This is a genomic window from Deinococcus sp. Arct2-2 (assembly GCF_004801315.1).
GTDB lineage: Bacteria > Deinococcota > Deinococci > Deinococcales > Deinococcaceae > Deinococcus.
Genome location: NZ_SSNW01000045.1, coordinates 15,833 through 34,150 on the forward strand (window position 1 = coordinate 15,833; position 18,318 = coordinate 34,150).

Below are 18,318 nucleotides of genomic sequence, written 5' to 3' on the forward strand. Positions count from 1 at the left end.
TGCCTGCTTGGCATTGCTTGTTTGCTCCCGCTTCTGCATTAGTCTGCCCCTATGCAAGATGTTTTGGTGATTGGGGCGGGCTTGGCGGGCCTCACGGCGGCGCGGGTGCTGACGCGGGCGGGGCGGCGCGTGCGGGTGCTGGAATCGGGCGCGGAAGTGGGCGGGCGGGTGCGTTCGCGCCAACTGGAAGGCTTTACGCTGGACGCCGGATTTCAGGTGTTGTTCACGGCTTATCCGGCGGTGCGGCGGCAGCTGAACCTAGAAGCGCTGGACTTGGTGCCCATTCCCCCGGCGGCGGTGGTGCGGCGCGGGGCGCGGGCCGATGTGCTGGGCGACCCGATCCGCGATCCGGCCAGCTTGGTGTCGAGCGTGACCACGCGGGTGTTGCCCCTGCCCGACAAATTGCGGGTGGCAAAACTGGCCGCGCAACTCCGCACGCCCCCTATTCACGCGCTTCTCAACGGCCCCGACGAATCCACCCAAGATTATTTGCGGCGGCACGGCTTTTCAGAGGCGGCCCTTGACCGGTTCTTTCGCCCATTCTTCGGCGGGGTGTTCCTGCGGCGCGACCTGTCTACCTCGGCCCGGCTGTTCCGCTACTACTTCCGTATGCTGATGGACGGCCAAATTGCCGTGCCACGCGCAGGCATGGGCCAAATTCCGGCGCAGTTGGCGCAGGGTGTAGACGTGACCCTCGGCGTGCGCGTGACCCGTCTGACTGCCCACCCGGATATGGTCAGCGTGGCGACCACTGCGGGCGATCTGGAAGCCCGGAACGTGATCGTCGCCACCGATCCGAACACGGCCCAAACACTCTTGGGCGGCAATATCGCACGCGGCAGCCTCGGCAGCGCGTATCTGCATTACGCCGCGCCACACCCTATAGACCCGCAACCTCGCCTGCTGCTGAATGCCGAAGCGGGCTGGATCAACAACGCCCACTGGATCAGTCAGGCGGTGCCGGGGCGTGCGCCGGAAGGTCAACATCTGCTGATTGCGACGGTGTTGGGCCGCCAAGAAGTTGGGGATGATGAGTTAGACGCACAGGTACGCGCAGAGTTGGTCGTGTGGTACGGCGAGGCCGACGCACGCACCCTCCGCACGCTGCACATAGAGCGAATAGAACACGCCCAATATCCCCAATCTGCCGGGTACGCCGCCCATTTGTCCGGTCATGCTACGGCGCTCCCCGGCGTGCTGCTGGCCTCCGAACTGACCTCTATGAGCGGCATTCAGGGCGCGATGGAAAGCGGCGAAAAGGCGGCGGCCATCGTGCTGGGCGACTTGGCAGCAATGAGCAGACCACGCGGGAGCTAGAGCCGGAAGCTGTGCGCTCTATCCTCGGCCTATGCCTCCGCACGTTGCCTCTTTAGATCATCTGGTCATCGCCGCCCGCACGTTTCAAGAGGGTCAGGCGTGGTTGGAAGGACGCTTGGGTGTGGCCCTTTCTCCCGGCGGCGAACATGCCCAGTTCGGCACGCACAATGCGCTGCTGTCGCTGGGGCCGGACGCTTACCTCGAAGTCATCGCTGTGAATCCGCACGCCCCCGCACCTTCTCGCCCGCGCTGGTTTGGGCTGGATACGCCCGAACTGCAAGACAAGCTAGAGAATGGCCCGGCGCTGATTCATTGGGTGGCGAGGGTGCCTGCCTTGCCCGCAAGTTCCGAGGTTTTGGAACTCTCACGCGGCGAGAACCGCTGGGCGCTGACCGTGCCCGCAGATGGCCGTTTGCCGGGCGGTGGCGTACAACCCAGCCTGATCGTGTGGCACACGCCGCCCCCGCCCACGCGCCTGCCGGATGTGGGCGTTCGCTTGGCCTCGCTGCGGCTAGGCACACCTGACCCAGACCGCCTGCGTGCTTGGCTGGACGCTGTTCATTTTGCCGGAGAAGTCGAGGTGTATGAAGCGCCTCAGCCGGAGTTGGCGGCCTTGCTGGAAACGCCGCACGGGTTGGTGACGCTGTGAGCGAAGCGATTGCCCTTCCTTAGACCCTCAGACCCTAGACCCTTAGCCAAGGCACCCGGAGACCCAGCCCCATGAAACTCCCCCCGCCAGACACCACTTTCTACACCCGCCCCCTAGCCATTCCCGAGCGGGCCAGCGTGGGCGCAGTCGTGCTGAAGCGCAGCGATTCCGGCTGGCTCCTCGCGGTGGTCATCGAACCCGGCGAGTATCCGCAATTGCCCAAAGGTGGCGTAGAAGTGGGCGAAACGCATGAGCAGGCGCTGATGCGGGAACTGCGAGAGGAAGCCGGACTGTACGCCGTGCGCGTGGTGGCCGACTTGGGTACGCTAGAACGCCTGAATTACGCCCAGACGCTGTGGCAAGTCACGCGCTACAGCCTCGGCATCACAGGTGAAGTGGGCCAGCCACCGCTAGAGCCCGGCTTCCGGCTGGAATGGCATCCGCTAGACGCCGCGCAGCCCCTCTTTTGGCCCGAGCAAACGCGGCTGGTGCAGCAAGTCCGGGAGGCACTGGCACGCGGAGAATACGATTTGGAAGGTGGCATGTAGAACGTGGATCGTGGTTTGGGGGTTTTCCCTGTCCACGATCCACGTTCTACCACCCGCCCTCCTACTCGAACAACGTACTCACACTTTCCCCGCTATGAATATTGGCAATCGCGTTGGCAAACAGCGGCGCAACGTCCAGCACGGCCAATTTGCCGCCTGCTGCCAGAATCTTGCTTTCGGGCACCAGCACTGTGTTGGTACTTGCCACCTGCGTCACGTCCAGCGCGGCGATTCGTTCTATGGCGGGGCCGGTGTAGACGCCGTGCGTCACCGCCACATACACGTCTTTTGCGCCCATGCTGCGGCAGATATTCACCGTTTCCACAAGGCTGCCCGCCGTGCTGATCTCGTCGTCCACGATGAACACGGTTTTGCCTTCCACTTCCCCGATCAGGGCGCGGGGCCGGACTTCGGTGTCGCTGATGCGCTCTTTGTCGATCATGGCGAGGCCGGAATCGAGGCGGCGGGCAATCTGAGACGCCCGCTTGATGCTGCCTGCGTCGGGGGCCAGTACCACGCCTTCATGGGCGTTGGGCACGCAGTTTTTGAAGTGCTGCGTCAGCACGATATCTGCCGAGAGGTGATCCACGGGTACCTTGAAAAACCCGTGAACCTGCGGAGAATGCAGCGTCATCATCAAAATCCGGTCTGCGCCCGCTTCCTGAAGCAAATCGGCCACCAAACGGCCCGCGATGGAGATGCGGGGGCTGTCTTTTTTGTCGCTGCGGGCGTAACTGTAATACGGAATCACGGCGGTCACGCGACCTGCGCTGGCGCTTTTGGCGGCGTCGATCATCAGCATCAGTTCCATAATCGCGTCGCTGACGGGCGTGCTGAAGGTCTGGATGATAAACACATCGCCTTCACGCAGCGATTCTTCGTAATGCACGATGATGTTGTCGTTGGTGAATTTCTCGGTTTTGCTGTTGCCCAGCGGCACGCCGAGGTTGTCGCAAATGGCCTGTGCCAGCGGGCGATTGCTCTGGCCTGCAAACACGAGCAGCGGCGCACGGTGGCTTCTGGCAATACGGTCAGTGTGGGTGGATCGGAGCAGAGACACGGTGAAATCCTCCGGAGGCGGGAAGAGAAGGAGCGGGGAATATCCAGAACTTGTCGCAGGCAGCATACCGTGAGTGGCGGGCCGGGGCCGTCCGTCGCCGCGTGACAGGGCTAGAAGTCATGGTTCGTGGCAAATGGAACGTGGATCGTGGTTGGGGAGGTTGTCCCTTTCCACGATCCATGTTTTGTGGCTCACGGCTTCCGGCCATTGCATTGGGCGGGTGTGTCGCGCGGACACCCCCTCACCCCGCTCCGTTGGAGCGCCCCTCTCCCGCAGGGGGCGAGCGCAAAACCCAAAATCGGAACTACTCCCCCCTAAAAATCTTCCCTACCTTGTCAAAAAACCCTTCCGGCCTCTCGTTCACCTCGTCGCCTACAGCGCGGGCATAGGCCAGCAGCGCTTCGCGGGCTTCGGGCGTCAGTTGGGCGGGTTTGGGCACCTGCACGTCATATTCAACGATCAGGTCGCCGCTGCCTGCACCCTGCAAGCGGGGCAGCCCTTGCCCACGCAGGCGGTAGAGTTCGCCGTGTTGTGTGCCTGCCTTGACCTCCACGTTTTGGGGGCCGTCCAGCGTAGGCACGGTAATTTGCCCGCCCAGCGCGGCCTTGGCAAACCCAATGCGCGAGGTATAGATCAGGTGCTCTTGCTCGCGGCGCAGCTCGGCGTGGCGCTCCATTTCTATGTGCACGTACAGGTCGCCGTTGCCCCCCGGCCCCTCGTTGCCCATGCCCGACACGCGAATTCGGTAGCCCTCGTCTATGCCGCGTGGCAATTTTACCTTCACGGTTTCGGCCTTGAGGGTGCGGCCCCGGCCCCGGCAAACAGTGCAGGGGTCTTCGATCAGGACGCCTTCGCCCCGGCAGGTGGGGCAGGGCTGCTGGGTGTCTACCACGCCAAAAATGGTGCGTGCCTGTGCCCGAACCGCGCCCGCGCCCTTACAGGTGGTGCAGGTTTTGGGCGGTTTGCCTCCCGGCTCGCTGCGGTTGCCTTGGCAGTGTTCGCAGGTGGTCAGGCGGTCTACGTCCACCTCAATTTCGTCGCCTGCCCGCGCCTGAAGCAGCGTCACGTGTGCTTCGGTTTCTAGGTCGTCGCCGCGTGCGGGGCCACGCCGTCCACCGCGCCCACCCACCGCGCCGCCAAAGAGCTGCTCAAAAATATCCATCGGATCAATGCCGCCGCCGCCCATGCCGCCAAACGGGTCGCCCCCCGGCATGCCGTTACTTGGCGCACTGCCAAAGCGGTCGTAGTGCGCCCGTTTTTCGCCGTCCGACAGCACCGCGTAGGCCTCGTTGATGCGGGCGAACTGTTCGGCAGCGCCCGCTTCCTTGTTGCGGTCAGGATGGAATTTGAGCGCCAACTTGCGGTAAGCACTCTTGATCTCGTCGGGGGCGGCAGTGCGGGACACGCCCAGCAAGTCGTAATAGTCGGTTTGTGCAGTCATATCAGTGTCTCTTGGCCTCTTCGGTGGGTGCGCTGGATAAGCGTGATCTTGGGATTCACAGCCAGCGCCACAGCACCAGCATTTAGCCCACAGGTTAACATGACCACACTCAGAAAAAGTGGGCTAGGGGTGTTGGGGGATGGGTTACCCGATCAGTGTACTTTTTTTGGTACACTATCTTTTGTGTGACCGATTCAGTCGAAGAAAACAGCCCGCAACCTATTCTCGCCGTCCGTTTTTTTCAAACAGCCGCCCAGAATGAACCTGTCCGCGATTGGCTTAAAGTATTGCCCAGAGAAGACCGCCGAAGGGTAGGGAAGGACATCAAAACGGCGCAATTCGGCTGGCCTTTAGGGATGCCGCTCATCCGTAAGTTGGAAAAAGGTTTGTGGGAGGTGCGGAGTTCTCTGCAAGACGGGATTGGCCGCGTCATCTTTACGGTGATTGGCAACCAAATGGTGTTGCTTCACGGCTTTATTAAAAAATCCCAGAAAACGCCGCTGAACGAGCTGGAAACCGCACGCAAACGCCTCAAACTTCTGGAGGGAAGATGACTGGGAAAGAGAGCAATCAACATATAGGGAGCGACTTCGATGCTTTTCTAGCGGAAGATGGCTTGTTGGTGGAGGTCGAAGCGGTGGCCCTCAAGCGCGTCATCGCGTTCCAAGTGCAGCAAGAAATGCAGCGTGCGGGCCTGTCTAAGACTCAATTGGCCCACCGAATGGCGACGAGCCGCTCTGCGGTAGATCGTCTACTTGATCCCGAAAACCACGCCGTTACTCTGCGTACCTTGGAGCGGGCCGCCGAAGTATTGGGCAAGCGGCTGAAGCTGGAATTGGTTTGAGCGCGGCTGAATTGGAAACCATTACCAGTCCAAAATCACTTTTCCACTCTGCCCGCCCAACATGGCGTCGAAGCCTTGCTGGAAGTCGTCTATACCGAAGCGGTGGGTCAGGATCGGGGTCAGGTCTAGGCCCGATTGAATCAGGGCGGCCATCTTGTACCACGTCTCGAACATCTCGCGCCCGTAGATGCCCTTGATGGTCAGCATCTTAAAGATGACGGCGTTCCAGTCGATGTCTACGCGGCCTGCCGGAATGCCGAGCAGCGCGATTTTGCCGCCGTTGTTCATCACGCTCACCATTTGGGCAAAGGCTGGACTGCTGCCGCTCATTTCTAAGCCCACGTCGAAGCCTTCGGTCATGCCGAGTTCGGTGGTCGCCACCGTCCAGAGGTCTTCGCGGGCTACGTTTACCGCCCGCGTCGCGCCCATGTTGCGGGCCAAGTCTAGGCGGTAATCGTTGATGTCGGTGACCACCACTTGCCGCGCTCCGGCGTGTTTGGCAACGGCGGCGGCCATCACCCCAATCGGCCCCGCGCCCGTGATCAGCACGTCTTCGCCCACCAGATCGAAGCTGAGGGCGGTATGCACGGCGTTGCCGAACGGATCAAAGATCGCCGCCACTTCATCCGAAATATCGTCGGGGATTTTGAAGGCGTTGAAGGCAGGCAGCACCAGATATTCGGCAAAGCTGCCCGGACGGTTCACGCCCACGCCGAGGGTGTTGCGGCAGAGGTGGCGGCGTCCTGCACGGCAATTGCGGCAGTGTCCGCAGGTGACGTGACCCTCACCACTGACCCGGTCTCCCACCGCGAAGCCGCGCACTTCGCTGCCCATGCCCGCCACCACGCCCACGTATTCGTGGCCCACTACCATCGGCACGGGAATGGTGTGCTGTGCCCACTCGTCCCATTTGTAGATGTGAACGTCGGTGCCGCAAATACTGCTCTTTTTGACCCGAATCAGCAGATCGTTGGGGCCGGGCGTGGGTACGTCGGTTTCAATCATCCAGATGCCTTCGCGGGCATGTTGTTTACTCAGCGCCCGCATGGTGCGGGGTGGTTGGGAAGGGGCGTCAATCATGGACACAGGGGAGAGGGTCACGGCAACGGTTCTACTCCCCCTAGACAAGCCGTGCAATGCGGGCCTTCACCGTTGGCCGGAATAGCGGGCCAGAGTGTTCCACGGCCATTCGTCAACGCTGGCTCAAGCCCCGGTGTAGCCTCCCGGTCATGTTGGGCGCGTAGGCTGTAGGGCATGATCAAATTTCGCCGCCAGAATGCCCTGACCCCCGAAAAAGACGCCGAAGTGAACATCAACCTCGTGCCGCTGTTGTTTTTCGTGGTGGGTTACGTGGCCGTGCGTGCCCTGCTGCACACTGCCCAGAACGCTACGCCCACCGAAAACGCCGCCGAATAAACCGGCGTTACCCCCAAGTGCTGCCCCCAGCCCGGCTAGGCCGTGTGATGACCTAGAAAGACTGGCCGCGCTACCCTGACCCTATGACCAATCCCGCCCCTCAACAATTCAAGAGCGCCCGTAGTGGCCGTTACGTGGTTCCCGGTTGGATGAATCTGGTGCCCGGCCAGAGCGACAGCGTGGAAATCCAGCTCAATATCGAAGAAAAAGACCTGACCCGTGAGCAGGCCAGCCTCCTCATCGAGTACTGGGCCACCCCCACCGACCTGACCCTGCAAAGCGTGCTGCCCGTGCGTGCTTTTACGGCTGCCCCCGAAGGCTGGTGCGTCTTCGTGCCCGCTCAGGGCCGCGTGTTGGTGCGGGCCATCGATCCCCAGCCCAATCCGCCTGTGCTGGCAAGCCACTGGATCAACGTGGATCCCCAAACGCCCCCCGGAACCACCGTGCATGTGCAGGTCAACTTCCCCGTTGCGCCTACGCCCGTGCAGAACCTGTTTTTGAAACCGAACTGAGGGTGTAGGCAGTGGGCGGTAGGTTGCGGCAAAAGCCCCTCCTACCGCCCATTTCCTGTGCAGCTTAAATTACCAGAATGTGCGGGCTACTCGGCAGAGGTGGGCCGCACATTCAGTCTTGTCTTGAATGGTTGCTTGGGCCGCAGCCAGTTGCGGGCGGGCATCTCGATAGTCTTGAGTGTCATGACGCTGAGGCCCACCAACCCTACCACCACGAGAGCTGCGGCCCACTGCGGCACGGGATAACCGTCGTCACGCAGTAGTTCTAGCGTCTTGTACACAACCCAATGGATGATGTACAGCGAATAACTGGCCTCTCCGAGAAGAACCAACGTTTTGTGTTCGAGCAGGCGTGACAACAGGGTGCGGCCTGAAGCGAAAGCAAAAATAATGGCGGCAAAAGGCAGCGTGTAGGCCAGATAAGCGTGCATGGTTTCATTCAGAATGCGGGGCCACAGTTCGGCGCTGCCGCGCTCGCCCAAAAATTTGAAGACGCCCGCTCCTGCGATGGCCGCGCCCGCCAACAGCAGGGTGGTATGACGGCCCCGCGTGCTTAAGGTGTACTTCTGTTCGCCTGCCCGCCCCCGCAAATAGGCCACGCCCAATACACAGCCGATGATGAATTCCCACACCCGCAGCAACGCCGAGGTAAAGGCGAAGTCTAGACTTGGTGCTGTGGATGCCAAGTGCACCTGCACCGTCCAGATATGCACAGCAATTTGAACAGCCGCCAAACCGATCATCACGGCGTACAGATTGACGCGGGGTGAAAGCCGTGCCAGAAGTATGATAATGACTGGGAAGGCAAGATAGAAGAAAGTCTCGCAGGCGATACTCCAAGCAGGCGAGTTCCAGATGCTGGTAGAACCGACACTGTAGACCTGCACCAACAGCGCCTCTTTTACCCATGATGCGCCTACCGCTGAGCCACTTTCGGCCAATTGGCGGGCGGAAAACAGGTCGCTGGCATGGGTCAGGGAATATAACGTCAGTGGCGTAATGGCAAGCAATGTGAACAGATGCATGGGATACACCCTTGCGAACCGGGCCTGCAAAAACGACTTGATTTGACCGATGCTAACGCTGCCGCTGAATTTGGCGGCATAGGTGTACGTCAAAATAAAACCGCTGAGGACAAAGAAGAAGGCGACCCCAGTTGGCCCCATGCCGATCAGTTGCTTGATGCCGGGTGGGTAGGTGAAGAAGGGCGCAAAATGGAACAGCACTACGATCAGGGGGGCGAAAAATCTCAGGCTGGTCAGGGCATGAAGCCGTTGAGTTTGAGATTGCATCTCGTCCCCCCAGTGCAGGCGAGCGGCCAGAGCGATCAGGGTCGTTCTCCGCAGGCTCGCTTTGCATCTTCAGAAAGGGTAGAAATGAGAGCGCTAAGGAAACGTTAAGCACCGGCTTTAGCTGACTCACCACCCCAGCAATGCCTCCACGCCCCGCCTCGTCGCAGCCAATGCCTCGGCCAATGTCCAGCTTGCCCGGTCACGCGGCCCCACCGGGTTGCTGATGCCGCGTATTTCTAGCGCGGGCACGCCCCACCGTAAGGCCGCGTGTGCCACGCCTGCACCTTCCATGCCTTCGCACACTGCACCGGGAAAGCGGGTGGCGAGGGCGTGGGCCACAGCCAAGCTGCCCGTCACCGTGGACAGCGTGAGGGCGGGGCCGTAGCCGACGCGCAGGCCAGACTGTTGCACCCCGGAATACTGGAGGCGTTCGGCCAGAGCCTGTGCCCCGTGCCATGCCGGAAATATCCCCCCGTTAGGCTGATCGGAGGACTGGTCAGGCTGCACGCTGAGGCCCAATTCTTCTAAAGACAAAAACGTTTCCTGACCCGGCAGACCGTCTACAGCGCCCAAGTCGGCCTGTGCCATCAGGCTAGAAATGGCGAGGTCGCCGGGCTGTAATCCGCTGCCGGGGTACGCGCCGCCGATGCCCGCACTGACGGCTAAATCGTAGGGTTCGCGCATCAGCTCTTGCTGGGTACTCAGGGCCGCTGCCACCGCGCCCACACCGCAGACCACCACATGTGCGGGTACGCCTGCCAGCCTCGCCGCTTCGCCCGCTGTGGCTACGATAATCAGGACTTTCATTTGAGCAAAAGCATAGGCCTAAAACTTCTTCCATCTCGTTAATTTCTCTGCTGGTAAGGCTGACCAAACAACAGAGCTGACATGAACCCCGTTGGGTGCAGTGAATTCACTTCTATATTCTCTGATTAAGGCATTCCAACCACGAATGAGCTTGAGGTTAATCAATATCTTGGTCTGGGAGATATTCCGGGAACCGTTTACCTGTTCGGTGCCCTGAATGCACTCGGTTTCCACTTTTATAGTGACGTCTTCGGGTGTCCACATCAGTTGGGCATACTCGCCTGAATTCAGTTCGGCTGACTGAATGCGCCCATATTGGGCAATTGGAGACGTTTGAGGTTGAAGTGCGGGAGAACTTGCGCTCTGTGCCAGCTCCGCGATGTCCTTCAGATAGTAGGAATAAGAGCTGCTGGCGCTTCTCACCTCAGGATCGCCGCTGGCCTTTACGTTGTTGATGCCGCAGTAATTGGTGGCTGTTTGCTGCGCCCCAAACGTTTTTGAAAGGGCGCGTGGAGCCTCTGCCCTTAGGAGTAGATGTTCTTGAATGCTTAAAGTGCCCACAGGTGAAATTGTTCCGGCAGCTTCCTCAGGTTGACCGTGCCTGTTGATGTCGCTGTAAATTTTGAGAGGTGCGCTGGCTTTCCAGTCCATCACCGTTCCGCTGGGGACGTAGTTTTCACCCAAAGGCGATGAGGTCAAATCGGGCAACGGCGCACTAGGAACTGAAACGTAGAGCGGCTGAAGCTCGGTGAGCGTCAACTCTCGGTAGCCTTCGCCGCACCCGCTTAAGCCAATCAAAAGCACAGGAACACACCAGATCAAGTTTCTCGCCATACGGCCATTCAATCAGAATGTCAGATCTGAGGCTCACTTCTTTGCCTCTCCTACCGCCTTACCTTCCGCAGCAGCCCCCGCAACTTCCTGACCTGCTCTGCCGAAGCTTCCGGTGAGTAGCGGGCTTCGTGGTAGGCAGCTAAAAAGGTGCTGAGCGACTCTGCCGACTGGGGCCAACGCTGCTGCACGCGCACCGCGTAGGCGCTGGCGGTTTCTCCGGGGGCGCGGGGCAGGCGCAGGCGCACGGTCAGGTCATGCAGGGCGCGGGCGGCGGGGTCTTGGGGCCGTGCAGCACGGCGGGCCACCAGCAGGGCGGGCACCAACGCCAGCGCGATCAGACCCACTAGGGCCAACACATACGGCGCGGCCCCGACTTGCCCCAGTCCTACGCGCCCCAGCAGGCTGCGTTGCTGCTCGCCGTTGTAGCCCACCACCGTATCGTTCCAACGGTTCTGAAGGGCATCTACGCGCAGGCGCAGGCGGGCAAAAGTGCTGGGCGGCGCAGTTTGGGTGGCGTTCGGGCGGGTCAGGGCGGTGCTGAGGTTGGTGTTCAGGCGGGCCGGTGCCACTACCGCTGTCGGGTCTACCCGCGTCCAGCCGCGCCCTGCCAGCCACACTTCTACCCAAGCGTGCGCGTCTTGCTGCCGCACGATCAGGTAGCCGCCGTCCGGGTTGATTTCACCGCCCAAATAGCCGCCCACGATCCGGGCAGGCAGGCCCGCCGCCCGCATCAGGAAGGCGAAGGCGCTGGCGTAATGCTCGCAAAAGCCGGTGCGTGCGCCAAACAAAAAGGCGTCTACGCGGTTTTGTTCGGGCAGGGTGGGCGGGTTGAGGGTATAGGTGAAGCCGCCCGTTCGCAGGTAGTTCAGCGCCGTTTCTACCCGCGCTTCTGGGGCCAAGCCAGCCCAAGTGGCTGCCAATTCACGGGCGCGTGGGCTTTGGCCCACAGGCAACAGTAGATCGTAATTCAGGCGTTCGGTGCTGTCCTGCACGCCTAAGCGGGCGCTACGGCTGCGTATCGCGTAGCGGGCGCGGGAAGTGGTGGGGCGCGGGTTCACCGCCTGAAACGCCGTAGATAGGAACGCGCCGGGGGGCAGTTCGGTGGGCACGTCCAGCGCCAGCAGCCACGGTTTGCCGTTGGGTTCCAGCGTCAGGGTGTAGGCGCTTTCCGGGCCAGTCGGTTCTATGCTGGGCGACGCTCCCCGCAGCCGCGCCTGACTCCAAGCCAAACCGTCATAGCTCTCGAAGACTGGGCCGCGCCAGTAGCGGTCTTGGGGCGCGGGGAGGCCAGCACTGAAATCGGCGCGGAAGGCCACCGCATTGCTGCGGGCCAGGTCGCTGAATTCTCCGGCGCGAATTTCATCTGATAGCCCAGTTTGGGCGCGGCCTTGAAGGGGCAACTGCCACAGCGGGCCGTCTGGACGCGGAAACAGCACGAACAGCACCAGCATCAGTGGAAGCGCCAGCGTCACGACTCTGACCGCCGTTCGGAGTGGGCCGGATTCTGTCTGTTCTGCCTCTGGTGCTCCCGAGTCTGGAACCACCCACACGCCCGCCACCGCCAGCATCAGGGTCACGCTGAGGAGGGCGTGCAGCGCCACCAACGGCCCCTGCCCATGCAGAAAGTGCGTGAACGTGACGAACAAGCCCAGCAGCACCAACAAGCGGGCGTCGCGCAAATTGCGAGATTCGGCGGCTTTGAGGGCCACCAACAATCCCAGTAAAGCCGTGCCCGCTTCACTGCCCAGCAACGTGCCGTATTCGGCGTTCAGGGCCACCGCCGCCAACCCTGCCGCGATGCCCAGCAGCCAACTCGGAATGTGGCGTGGAAGCCGCCCAAGCTGTACAGGACGGGTCTGCAACGCCGTGTAGCCCAGCAAAAGCGCGGTCAGCAGCGATACCCATACCGGTTGGCGCAGCACTCCCGGCGCGAGGGCTATCGCGAGCCCAAACAGCGTGAACCGCAAGGATTCGGCAGGCAAGGGTGGAGCAACGCGGGGGACTTTGGGAACGGGCAGGGGCGCAGGCAACGGCTCGTGCAGCGCCAACGCCGTCAGTGCCGCCCGTGCGTGGGCTTCTCCAGCGGCCACTGACAGCGTTTGCCCCGGCAGAGTCAGGCCAAACGGCAGGCCAGCCGCCCGCGCCGCGCCGATCCAAGCACTCAGGCGGGAAAGCCGGGTTTCTGCATTGCCCAGTGCTGCCGTATCTGCCCAGTCGAACATCAGGGCTGTCCCCGCCGGGGCGTCGAATTCGCGGGTCAGCAGCGTGCCTGTGCGGGCGGCGTGTTTCCAAGACACGAGGCGCGGCGAGTCTCCCGGCACGTAGGCCCGCAAGCCCGAAAAGTCTTCGTTGCCAGCGGTGCGGGTTTGGCCTTCGCCAGCGGCCCCGGTGCGGCGGGTCGGCGGCGTGGGTGCGCCTTGTTCGGGGGCCGGAAAAACGGCAGGAAGGACTTCCAACCCCACATCTGCGAGCAGTAAAACCTGCACCCAGCGCCACAGGCCGAGGCTGTCGTAAGCCGCAATCTGCACGGGCGGCAGGGTGAGGGGGCCGCGTGCTTGGGCGGGAAGCCTAAGGGTAAATCGGCCCGCTGCATCTGCCGGAGTGCGTCCAGTCGCGGCAGAGGCCCCCAAGCGCACCTCAAAGGGCGTGCCCGCCAGTCCTGCCGCGTGCCCAGTCAACATCACTTCTGTTCCCGCGAACACTTCCCCCGGCGTGTCCAACTTGACCGCTAAGGCACGCCCCGCCCGCATCGCCCCGCCTGCGGTGACGGCCCACACGCCTGCCAGCAGGAAGGTTGCGCCGTAGCCGAGGCTTAGGCTGTAGTTCACGCAGCCCACCAACGTCAGCAGGGTCAGCAGCAAAAAGCCGACGCCCATGCGGGTGGGGCGCAGGCGATAGGACAGGGCGGGTTTGAACACGGCAGACTGAGGCAAGAGCAGACCGCCGCGTTAAGGAATCGGCGTGTCGGCCAGCAGGCGGGCCATCACGTCCCCGATTGTCACACTGGGGTCACGCACAGGCAGGCGGTGGGCGGCCAACGCCGGAAAGATGGCCTGCACGTCTTCGGGCAGCACCATGCGGCGGCCCGCTAAGTAAGCCCACGCTTTGGCAGCGGCCAACAGCGCCAGCAGTGCGCGTGGACTCAGGCCCGCCGTGAGGGCTCCATGCTCGCGGGTGGCGCGGGCCAGCAGTTGCAGATAATCGAGGAGCGGAGCCGCCGCGTGTACGGCGTCGACTTCACGCTGCATGGCGGTCAGCAGGGGCGCGTTCAGTACGGGCGGCAAGTCGCGCACCGTCAGCACCCGCCCGCCCGTTTCCAGCAGGGTGCGCTCGGCGCGGGCGTCGGGGTAACCCAAAGTGACGGTCAGCAAAAAGCGGTCTAGCTGTGCTTCGGGCAGGGGCGACGTGCCCACGAACGCTGCCGGGTTTTGCGTGGCGATCACAAAAAATGGATCGGGCAATGGGCGCGTCACGCCGCCTTCACTGACTTGCCGTTCTTCCATCGCTTCCAGCAAAGCGCCCTGCGTTTTGGGCGTGGCCCGGTTGATTTCATCAGCCAGTAGGACTTCAGAGAAAATGGGGCCAGCGTGATAGCGGAACTCGGCAGCGGCGGCGTCCCAAACGCTCACGCCCAGCAGATCGGTGGGGAGCAGGTCTGCCGTAAACTGCACCCGCCGAAACGCCAGCCCCATCGTGCGGGCGAGGCCGTGTGCCAGCGTGGTTTTGCCCACGCCCGGTTGGTCTTCTATGAGCAGATGCCCCCGCGCCAGCAAGCAGGCCACCGCAAGGCGCACCTGATGGCTTTTGCCCAAAATCACGTTGTCCAGTTGCGCGAGGGCAGCGGCCAAAGCCTGACTGTGTGTGGTGTGTGACCCGGCAGGCGCAGACCCGGTAGAGAACGAAACGGCGGCACGCGTCATATAGCACGCAGCCTAGCCGCCCGCCTCTGACAGAACTGCGACATAGGGCGGGGATCAATGCGGCGGGGCTGTTCGCTCCTCACCCTTGGCTTGCAAAGCTCCGCATGAGAGGGGGGAGGCTGGGACTCGCAGAGCTTCTTGGTCAGAACGGACGCGCATGAGCACGCCTGACCGCTGCGCCAGCAGAGGGGGTGAGTGAGCAACGCGATTCCCCTTCTCCAGGCGCTACGCTGTACCCAATGAACGTTGTCGTGTTTGACCTTGAAACCACTGGCCTGTCGCCCGAACGGGACGGCATCGTAGAAATCGGCGCGGTGAGGATCGTAGACGGGCGCGTGGACGAGAGCCAGAAGTTTGAAACCTTGGTGCGCCCCACCAGTGAAAGCGGCGGCACCTTACAGATTCCGTGGCGGGCGCAGCAAGTTCACGGCATCTCGGACGCGATGGTCAGGAGTGCGCCCACCATTGCACAGGCACTCCCCGACTTTTTGGCGTTTGTAGGCAACTTGCCCGTCGTGGCCCACAACGCACCCTTCGACAACGGCTTCGTGCGGGTGGCGGCGCGTCGGGCAGGCCTGACTTGGGCACCGCCCACCGAATACTGCACCGTACAACTCTCACGCCGCGCCTTTCCCCGCGAACGCGCCCACAACCTAGGTGTGCTGGCCGAGCGCCTGAATCTGACCTTTGCCGAGGGAGGCCGCCACCGCTCGTTCGGAGATGTGCAGGTCACGGCGCAGGCGTTCGTGCAACTGATGGAGCGGTTGAAGGTGGCGAGTCGCTAGGGCGATTTGCGGGGGTTTGGTCTAAGGGTCTAAGAACAGCTTTTCCCCACCTCTCAGGCGGGGCATTGCGTCAGAAACGGGGGGGTTCTCCCACAAGCTGAGCCGGATTTTGCAGCACTGCCCCCTACCGGTTTAACGCCGCGACAGTTCCGGCGACACTGGAGGCGTGCGGGGCACAAACACGATGGCGTTCGGCACGGGGCGGCTCCAGACCGTATTCAGGTATGCGCCCAAATTGGCATACCCGCCCGTCAGGTAGGCGGTGGCGCTGCTGCCACTGTCCAGCCGGACGGCGTCGCGCACGCCTGCTCCGGCCAAGGCTGCGGCAAAACTCTCGGGCGTGCCGTGTTCGAAGTAGGCGATGGTGGGTTGCCCGCCCATGACACCTAGCGCCACCTGCCGGGTCGCCCGCCACAGATTCGTGCCCGTATCGAACATTTCGCGGGCCGGATTCAGGGCCACCTGACCGGCCTGCACCAGCAGCGGCCCCGCGCTCAGGGCGTCCAGCGCGGTATTCCACGGTGCGTCGTCGGCCCGCCAACTCAGGGTGGTCTTCAGGGGCTGCCCAGCAGTGCGCGGCAATTGGGGAAACCGGGCGGGGTCAAAGGTGACGGTCAGGGTTCCGGCAGGCGGCGTCACCCGTCCGGTCAGGGCGCTGAGCACCGTGCTGCCGCCCAAGCCCACATACAGCGTGGTCAGGTTGTCTGCACCCACAGGCGTGCTGCCGTTGCCCACAAAGGCGGTGAGCAAATCGGGGCGCGGCTTGCTGCTCACACTGTTTACAGTCAGGCTGCCAAAGGCCCCGCCCAGCAGGTAGCGCGGCTTGGGGTAGCCGAACAACGTGCCGCCCTGCGCGGTAAAGCCGATGGTGGCGCGGCGCTCCAAGCTCGGGGCCGTCATCAGGCCGCCCGCCACCACCAAATCCACAGGCAGGGCGCTGCCGGGATCAAAATACCCGCCGTTCACGCCTGCCACGCCGCCCACGCCCCGCACCAAGCCCGCCACATCCGACGCCTTGCCGCTGGGCGCACTTACCACACGCGGCTGATACAGGGCCGCATCGAAACTCAGCAGGTGTAGCCCTCCTTTTTGGCGGTAAGTCACGCCAGCAGGCAGCGCCTCCGGGTCAATCGGCGGCGGCACCGACGTATCGAGTTGCGTAGTCGTATCGATCACTACGCGGTCAGGGTTGTCCAGCGTAAACAGTGTGCTGGTGCCGCCGCCCGTGTTCAGGCGCACGGTGGTTCCGGCCTCGCCCAGTTCTATGCTCAATTGGTCGCCTGAGGGCAATTCCTGTGCGCTGGCGGTGGCACTCACGCGGGGCAGGGTCACGCTCAGGCCCGTTTTTTCCCGAACCAAGCTGTAGGCGGCGGGGGCGCTCAGTTCCAGCACCACGCGCTGCACCTCTACCTTGCGATGCAGGGTGCGGCTGACCCGCACGGTATCGAGGTGGGCGAGGGCGGGCAAGGTTGGGTTGGTGGGCAGCGGCTGGACAGCAATCGGCTGAACGATGATGGGTTGAATGGCAGGCGGCTGAACCGGGCTGGGCAGCGTGGGCAGGGGCTGAAGCTCGGTCAGTGGGGGGCGAGTCGGCGTTGGGCTGGCAACAGGAGCCGTTGGCACCGGGGTTGTCGGAGGCGGAGCCACAGGCGAAGGCGGCAGCGTACTGATGGGAATCACGGCAGGCGCGGCAAAATCCAGCACATCCGGCGCGTCCGAGAGCAGGCGCACACCCAACAGTTGCAAGGCTTGCAACGAAATATGCAAGCTGCCGTTCACCACTTCAGGCGCGGGCAAAGGCGTGGTCAGCGAGAAACCTACAGCTGTCCAGCCCGCGCCTGCCAAACCCGTGCCCCTAACTTCGGTGGGTCGGTAGCGCAGTTCCCGTGCGCCGTACACCAAGCGCACATCACGCGGGTCGTTCCGCACACTGACGCCCACGCGGGGGAGCGTCCACACCGCGATGCTTTCTACGACGCCCAGCACCCGCGTTTCCAGCGCCGCACTTTGCAGCACGCCCCCAATTGCCACCGGACGCGCCGCAGCACTGGCGGCCAGTACCAACAAGGTCAACCACAGCCCGCGCCTTCCGTTTTTTCCCTGCTTACTCTGCATCCGCGCCATACGGGGGCGAGTGTACTGTTCAGGTGCTGACTGCCGGGTGAGGAAGGCCGTACCCCCCCCACCGCCCCCATTTAAACTGTGCCAAGTAACGTAGAAACGCGCCCCAGCCTGCAAGATTTCTCACGTTATTTTCAAAAACGTCAGAAGATTGTGCCGGACGCCTCCTATACTGCAAAGCGTCATGATTGAACCCTCACTTGCCCTGTACGGAGACGCGTTTGCCCGTGTTGACCGTTTATTAGAGGAGTTACTGGAGGTGACTGGCGTCCGTTACGGGCTGCTGGTAGACCGCAAAGGCTTCGTTTTGTCTCATAAAGAAGCGCTGTGGGCACCACGTCCGCCCGCGCTGGACAGTGTGGCGACGCTGGTTGCCAGCAACGCCGCCGCCACTGCTGCACTGGCGAACATGCTGGGCGAGCGCACCTTCAGCGAGCAGACCCATCAGGGCGAGAACGGCACGCTGTACGTGGAATCGGTGGGCGATCAGGCGCTCCTGACCCTGATTTTCGACGTGGCTGTGCCGCTGGGCAAGGTCAAGGTGTACGCCCGCAAGTCCATCGTGCAACTCGCCGCCATTTTGGAAGAACTCAAAGACATTCCGCCCGTGCAACTGGATTCGGACTTCTCCAAAGGGGCCAACGCCCTGCTCGACGATCTTCTCGGATGACCCCCATGACGCTGCCCCTCACCGTGTCTCCCGCCTTTTCTGTGCTGTCCGCCCGCCTCCCTTCCCCTCACCCGCGCCAGTGTCTTGACCTGCGCCCGCACC

Annotated in this window: 18 protein-coding genes; 9 read left to right on the forward strand and 9 right to left on the reverse strand. The window is 62.6% G+C overall.

Translation table 11 applies throughout. From position 1 onward, the window contains the following. The first annotated feature begins 51 nt into the window (after nt 1-51). The 3 genes from E7T06_RS16470 (at nt 52) to E7T06_RS16480 (ending at nt 2,514) form a co-directional block, all read left to right on the forward strand. Nucleotides 52-1,317, forward strand: a complete 1,266-nt coding sequence (locus E7T06_RS16470; protein WP_136366860.1) for an NAD(P)/FAD-dependent oxidoreductase — start codon at nt 52-54, stop codon at nt 1,315-1,317. A gap of 31 nt (nt 1,318-1,348) precedes the next feature. Beyond that, nucleotides 1,349-1,966 (forward strand): VOC family protein, encoded by a 618-nt coding sequence (locus E7T06_RS16475; protein WP_136366861.1) that lies wholly within the window; start codon nt 1,349-1,351, stop codon nt 1,964-1,966. 71 nt (nt 1,967-2,037) lie between these two features. Next, nucleotides 2,038-2,514 (forward strand): NUDIX domain-containing protein, encoded by a 477-nt coding sequence (locus E7T06_RS16480; protein ID WP_136366862.1) that lies wholly within the window; start codon nt 2,038-2,040, stop codon nt 2,512-2,514. Between the two features lie 61 nt (nt 2,515-2,575). Here E7T06_RS16480 and E7T06_RS16485 read toward each other — a convergent pair whose 3' ends face one another. Next, the gene (locus E7T06_RS16485; protein WP_136366863.1) at nt 2,576-3,574 is read right to left on the reverse strand and encodes a ribose-phosphate pyrophosphokinase; all 999 of its coding nucleotides are present in this window, start codon (nt 3,572-3,574) and stop codon (nt 2,576-2,578) included. 304 nt (nt 3,575-3,878) lie between these two features. Beyond that, nucleotides 3,879-5,015: a molecular chaperone DnaJ gene (dnaJ, locus tag E7T06_RS16490; RefSeq protein WP_136366864.1), complete on the reverse strand. Its 1,137-nt coding sequence runs from the start codon at nt 5,013-5,015 to the stop codon at nt 3,879-3,881. A gap of 185 nt (nt 5,016-5,200) precedes the next feature. Here dnaJ and E7T06_RS16495 point away from each other — a divergent pair, with 185 nt between their 5' ends. Next, a complete protein-coding gene (locus E7T06_RS16495) occupies nt 5,201-5,569 on the forward strand; it encodes a type II toxin-antitoxin system RelE/ParE family toxin (RefSeq protein WP_136366865.1) in 369 nt (122 codons plus the stop codon). Beyond that, on the forward strand, nt 5,566-5,859 hold the full coding sequence (locus E7T06_RS16500; protein WP_136366866.1) for a helix-turn-helix domain-containing protein: 294 nt from the start codon (nt 5,566-5,568) through the stop codon (nt 5,857-5,859). Before E7T06_RS16495 ends, E7T06_RS16500 begins: the two co-directional genes overlap by 4 nt. A 21-nt stretch (nt 5,860-5,880) precedes the next feature. Here E7T06_RS16500 and tdh read toward each other — a convergent pair whose 3' ends face one another. After that, entirely contained in the window at nt 5,881-6,906 is a 1,026-nt protein-coding gene (gene tdh, locus E7T06_RS16505; RefSeq protein ID WP_136366884.1) for an L-threonine 3-dehydrogenase, read from the reverse strand. 207 nt (nt 6,907-7,113) lie between these two features. Between tdh and E7T06_RS21310 the strand changes: the two genes are divergently transcribed. Together E7T06_RS21310 and E7T06_RS16510 are read left to right on the forward strand one after the other, a co-directional pair. After that, on the forward strand, nt 7,114-7,275 hold the full coding sequence (locus E7T06_RS21310; protein WP_168733597.1) for a hypothetical protein: 162 nt from the start codon (nt 7,114-7,116) through the stop codon (nt 7,273-7,275). Between the two features lie 83 nt (nt 7,276-7,358). Continuing rightward, the gene (locus E7T06_RS16510) at nt 7,359-7,787 is read left to right on the forward strand and encodes a uracil-DNA glycosylase (protein WP_136366867.1); all 429 of its coding nucleotides are present in this window, start codon (nt 7,359-7,361) and stop codon (nt 7,785-7,787) included. Between the two features lie 86 nt (nt 7,788-7,873). Here the strand turns inward: E7T06_RS16510 and E7T06_RS16515 are convergent, their stop codons facing one another. The 5 genes from E7T06_RS16515 to E7T06_RS16535 form a co-directional block, all read right to left on the reverse strand. Next, on the reverse strand, nt 7,874-9,079 hold the full coding sequence (locus E7T06_RS16515; protein WP_136366868.1) for an acyltransferase: 1,206 nt from the start codon (nt 9,077-9,079) through the stop codon (nt 7,874-7,876). Nucleotides 9,080-9,205: 126 nt separating this feature from the next. Continuing rightward, entirely contained in the window at nt 9,206-9,886 is a 681-nt protein-coding gene (gene mqnB, locus E7T06_RS16520; RefSeq protein WP_136366869.1) for a futalosine hydrolase, read from the reverse strand. Nucleotides 9,887-9,904: 18 nt separating this feature from the next. After that, nucleotides 9,905-10,720: a hypothetical protein gene (locus E7T06_RS16525; protein ID WP_136366870.1), complete on the reverse strand. Its 816-nt coding sequence runs from the start codon at nt 10,718-10,720 to the stop codon at nt 9,905-9,907. 50 nt (nt 10,721-10,770) lie between these two features. Next, nucleotides 10,771-13,653: a transglutaminaseTgpA domain-containing protein gene (locus tag E7T06_RS16530; RefSeq protein ID WP_346763217.1), complete on the reverse strand. Its 2,883-nt coding sequence runs from the start codon at nt 13,651-13,653 to the stop codon at nt 10,771-10,773. A 15-nt stretch (nt 13,654-13,668) separates the two neighbouring features. Beyond that, nucleotides 13,669-14,640, reverse strand: coding sequence for an AAA family ATPase (locus E7T06_RS16535; protein ID WP_136366871.1), 972 nt, complete (start codon nt 14,638-14,640; stop codon nt 13,669-13,671). A gap of 239 nt (nt 14,641-14,879) precedes the next feature. Here E7T06_RS16535 and E7T06_RS16540 point away from each other — a divergent pair, with 239 nt between their 5' ends. Next, the gene (locus tag E7T06_RS16540; protein ID WP_136366872.1) at nt 14,880-15,425 is read left to right on the forward strand and encodes a 3'-5' exonuclease; all 546 of its coding nucleotides are present in this window, start codon (nt 14,880-14,882) and stop codon (nt 15,423-15,425) included. Nucleotides 15,426-15,557: 132 nt separating this feature from the next. On the opposite strand, the gene E7T06_RS16545 is transcribed toward E7T06_RS16540, so the two are convergent. Continuing rightward, nucleotides 15,558-17,549, reverse strand: coding sequence for a phosphodiester glycosidase family protein (locus E7T06_RS16545; RefSeq protein ID WP_240741120.1), 1,992 nt, complete (start codon nt 17,547-17,549; stop codon nt 15,558-15,560). A 181-nt stretch (nt 17,550-17,730) separates the two neighbouring features. On the opposite strand from E7T06_RS16545, the gene E7T06_RS16550 reads away from it, so the two are divergent. Continuing rightward, nucleotides 17,731-18,216, forward strand: a complete 486-nt coding sequence (locus E7T06_RS16550; protein WP_136366873.1) for a roadblock/LC7 domain-containing protein — start codon at nt 17,731-17,733, stop codon at nt 18,214-18,216. Nucleotides 18,217-18,318 lie beyond the last annotated feature (102 nt).

Coding starts and splice junctions, on each gene's coding strand:
- E7T06_RS16470 (WP_136366860.1), top strand. CDS start 52: ATGCAAGATGTTTTGGTGATTGGGGCGGGCTTGGCGGGCCTCACGGCG.
- E7T06_RS16475 (WP_136366861.1), top strand. CDS start 1,349: ATGCCTCCGCACGTTGCCTCTTTAGATCATCTGGTCATCGCCGCCCGC.
- E7T06_RS16480 (WP_136366862.1), top strand. CDS start 2,038: ATGAAACTCCCCCCGCCAGACACCACTTTCTACACCCGCCCCCTAGCC.
- dnaJ (WP_136366864.1), bottom strand. CDS start 5,015: ATGACTGCACAAACCGACTATTACGACTTGCTGGGCGTGTCCCGCACT.
- E7T06_RS16500 (WP_136366866.1), top strand. CDS start 5,566: ATGACTGGGAAAGAGAGCAATCAACATATAGGGAGCGACTTCGATGCT.
- tdh (WP_136366884.1), bottom strand. CDS start 6,906: ATGCGGGCGCTGAGTAAACAACATGCCCGCGAAGGCATCTGGATGATT.
- E7T06_RS21310 (WP_168733597.1), top strand. CDS start 7,114: ATGATCAAATTTCGCCGCCAGAATGCCCTGACCCCCGAAAAAGACGCC.
- E7T06_RS16510 (WP_136366867.1), top strand. CDS start 7,359: ATGACCAATCCCGCCCCTCAACAATTCAAGAGCGCCCGTAGTGGCCGT.
- E7T06_RS16515 (WP_136366868.1), bottom strand. CDS start 9,079: ATGCAATCTCAAACTCAACGGCTTCATGCCCTGACCAGCCTGAGATTT.
- mqnB (WP_136366869.1), bottom strand. CDS start 9,886: ATGAAAGTCCTGATTATCGTAGCCACAGCGGGCGAAGCGGCGAGGCTG.
- E7T06_RS16525 (WP_136366870.1), bottom strand. CDS start 10,720: ATGGCGAGAAACTTGATCTGGTGTGTTCCTGTGCTTTTGATTGGCTTA.
- E7T06_RS16535 (WP_136366871.1), bottom strand. CDS start 14,640: ATGACGCGTGCCGCCGTTTCGTTCTCTACCGGGTCTGCGCCTGCCGGG.
- E7T06_RS16540 (WP_136366872.1), top strand. CDS start 14,880: ATGAACGTTGTCGTGTTTGACCTTGAAACCACTGGCCTGTCGCCCGAA.
- E7T06_RS16545 (WP_240741120.1), bottom strand. CDS start 17,549: ATGGCGCGGATGCAGAGTAAGCAGGGAAAAAACGGAAGGCGCGGGCTG.
- E7T06_RS16550 (WP_136366873.1), top strand. CDS start 17,731: ATGATTGAACCCTCACTTGCCCTGTACGGAGACGCGTTTGCCCGTGTT.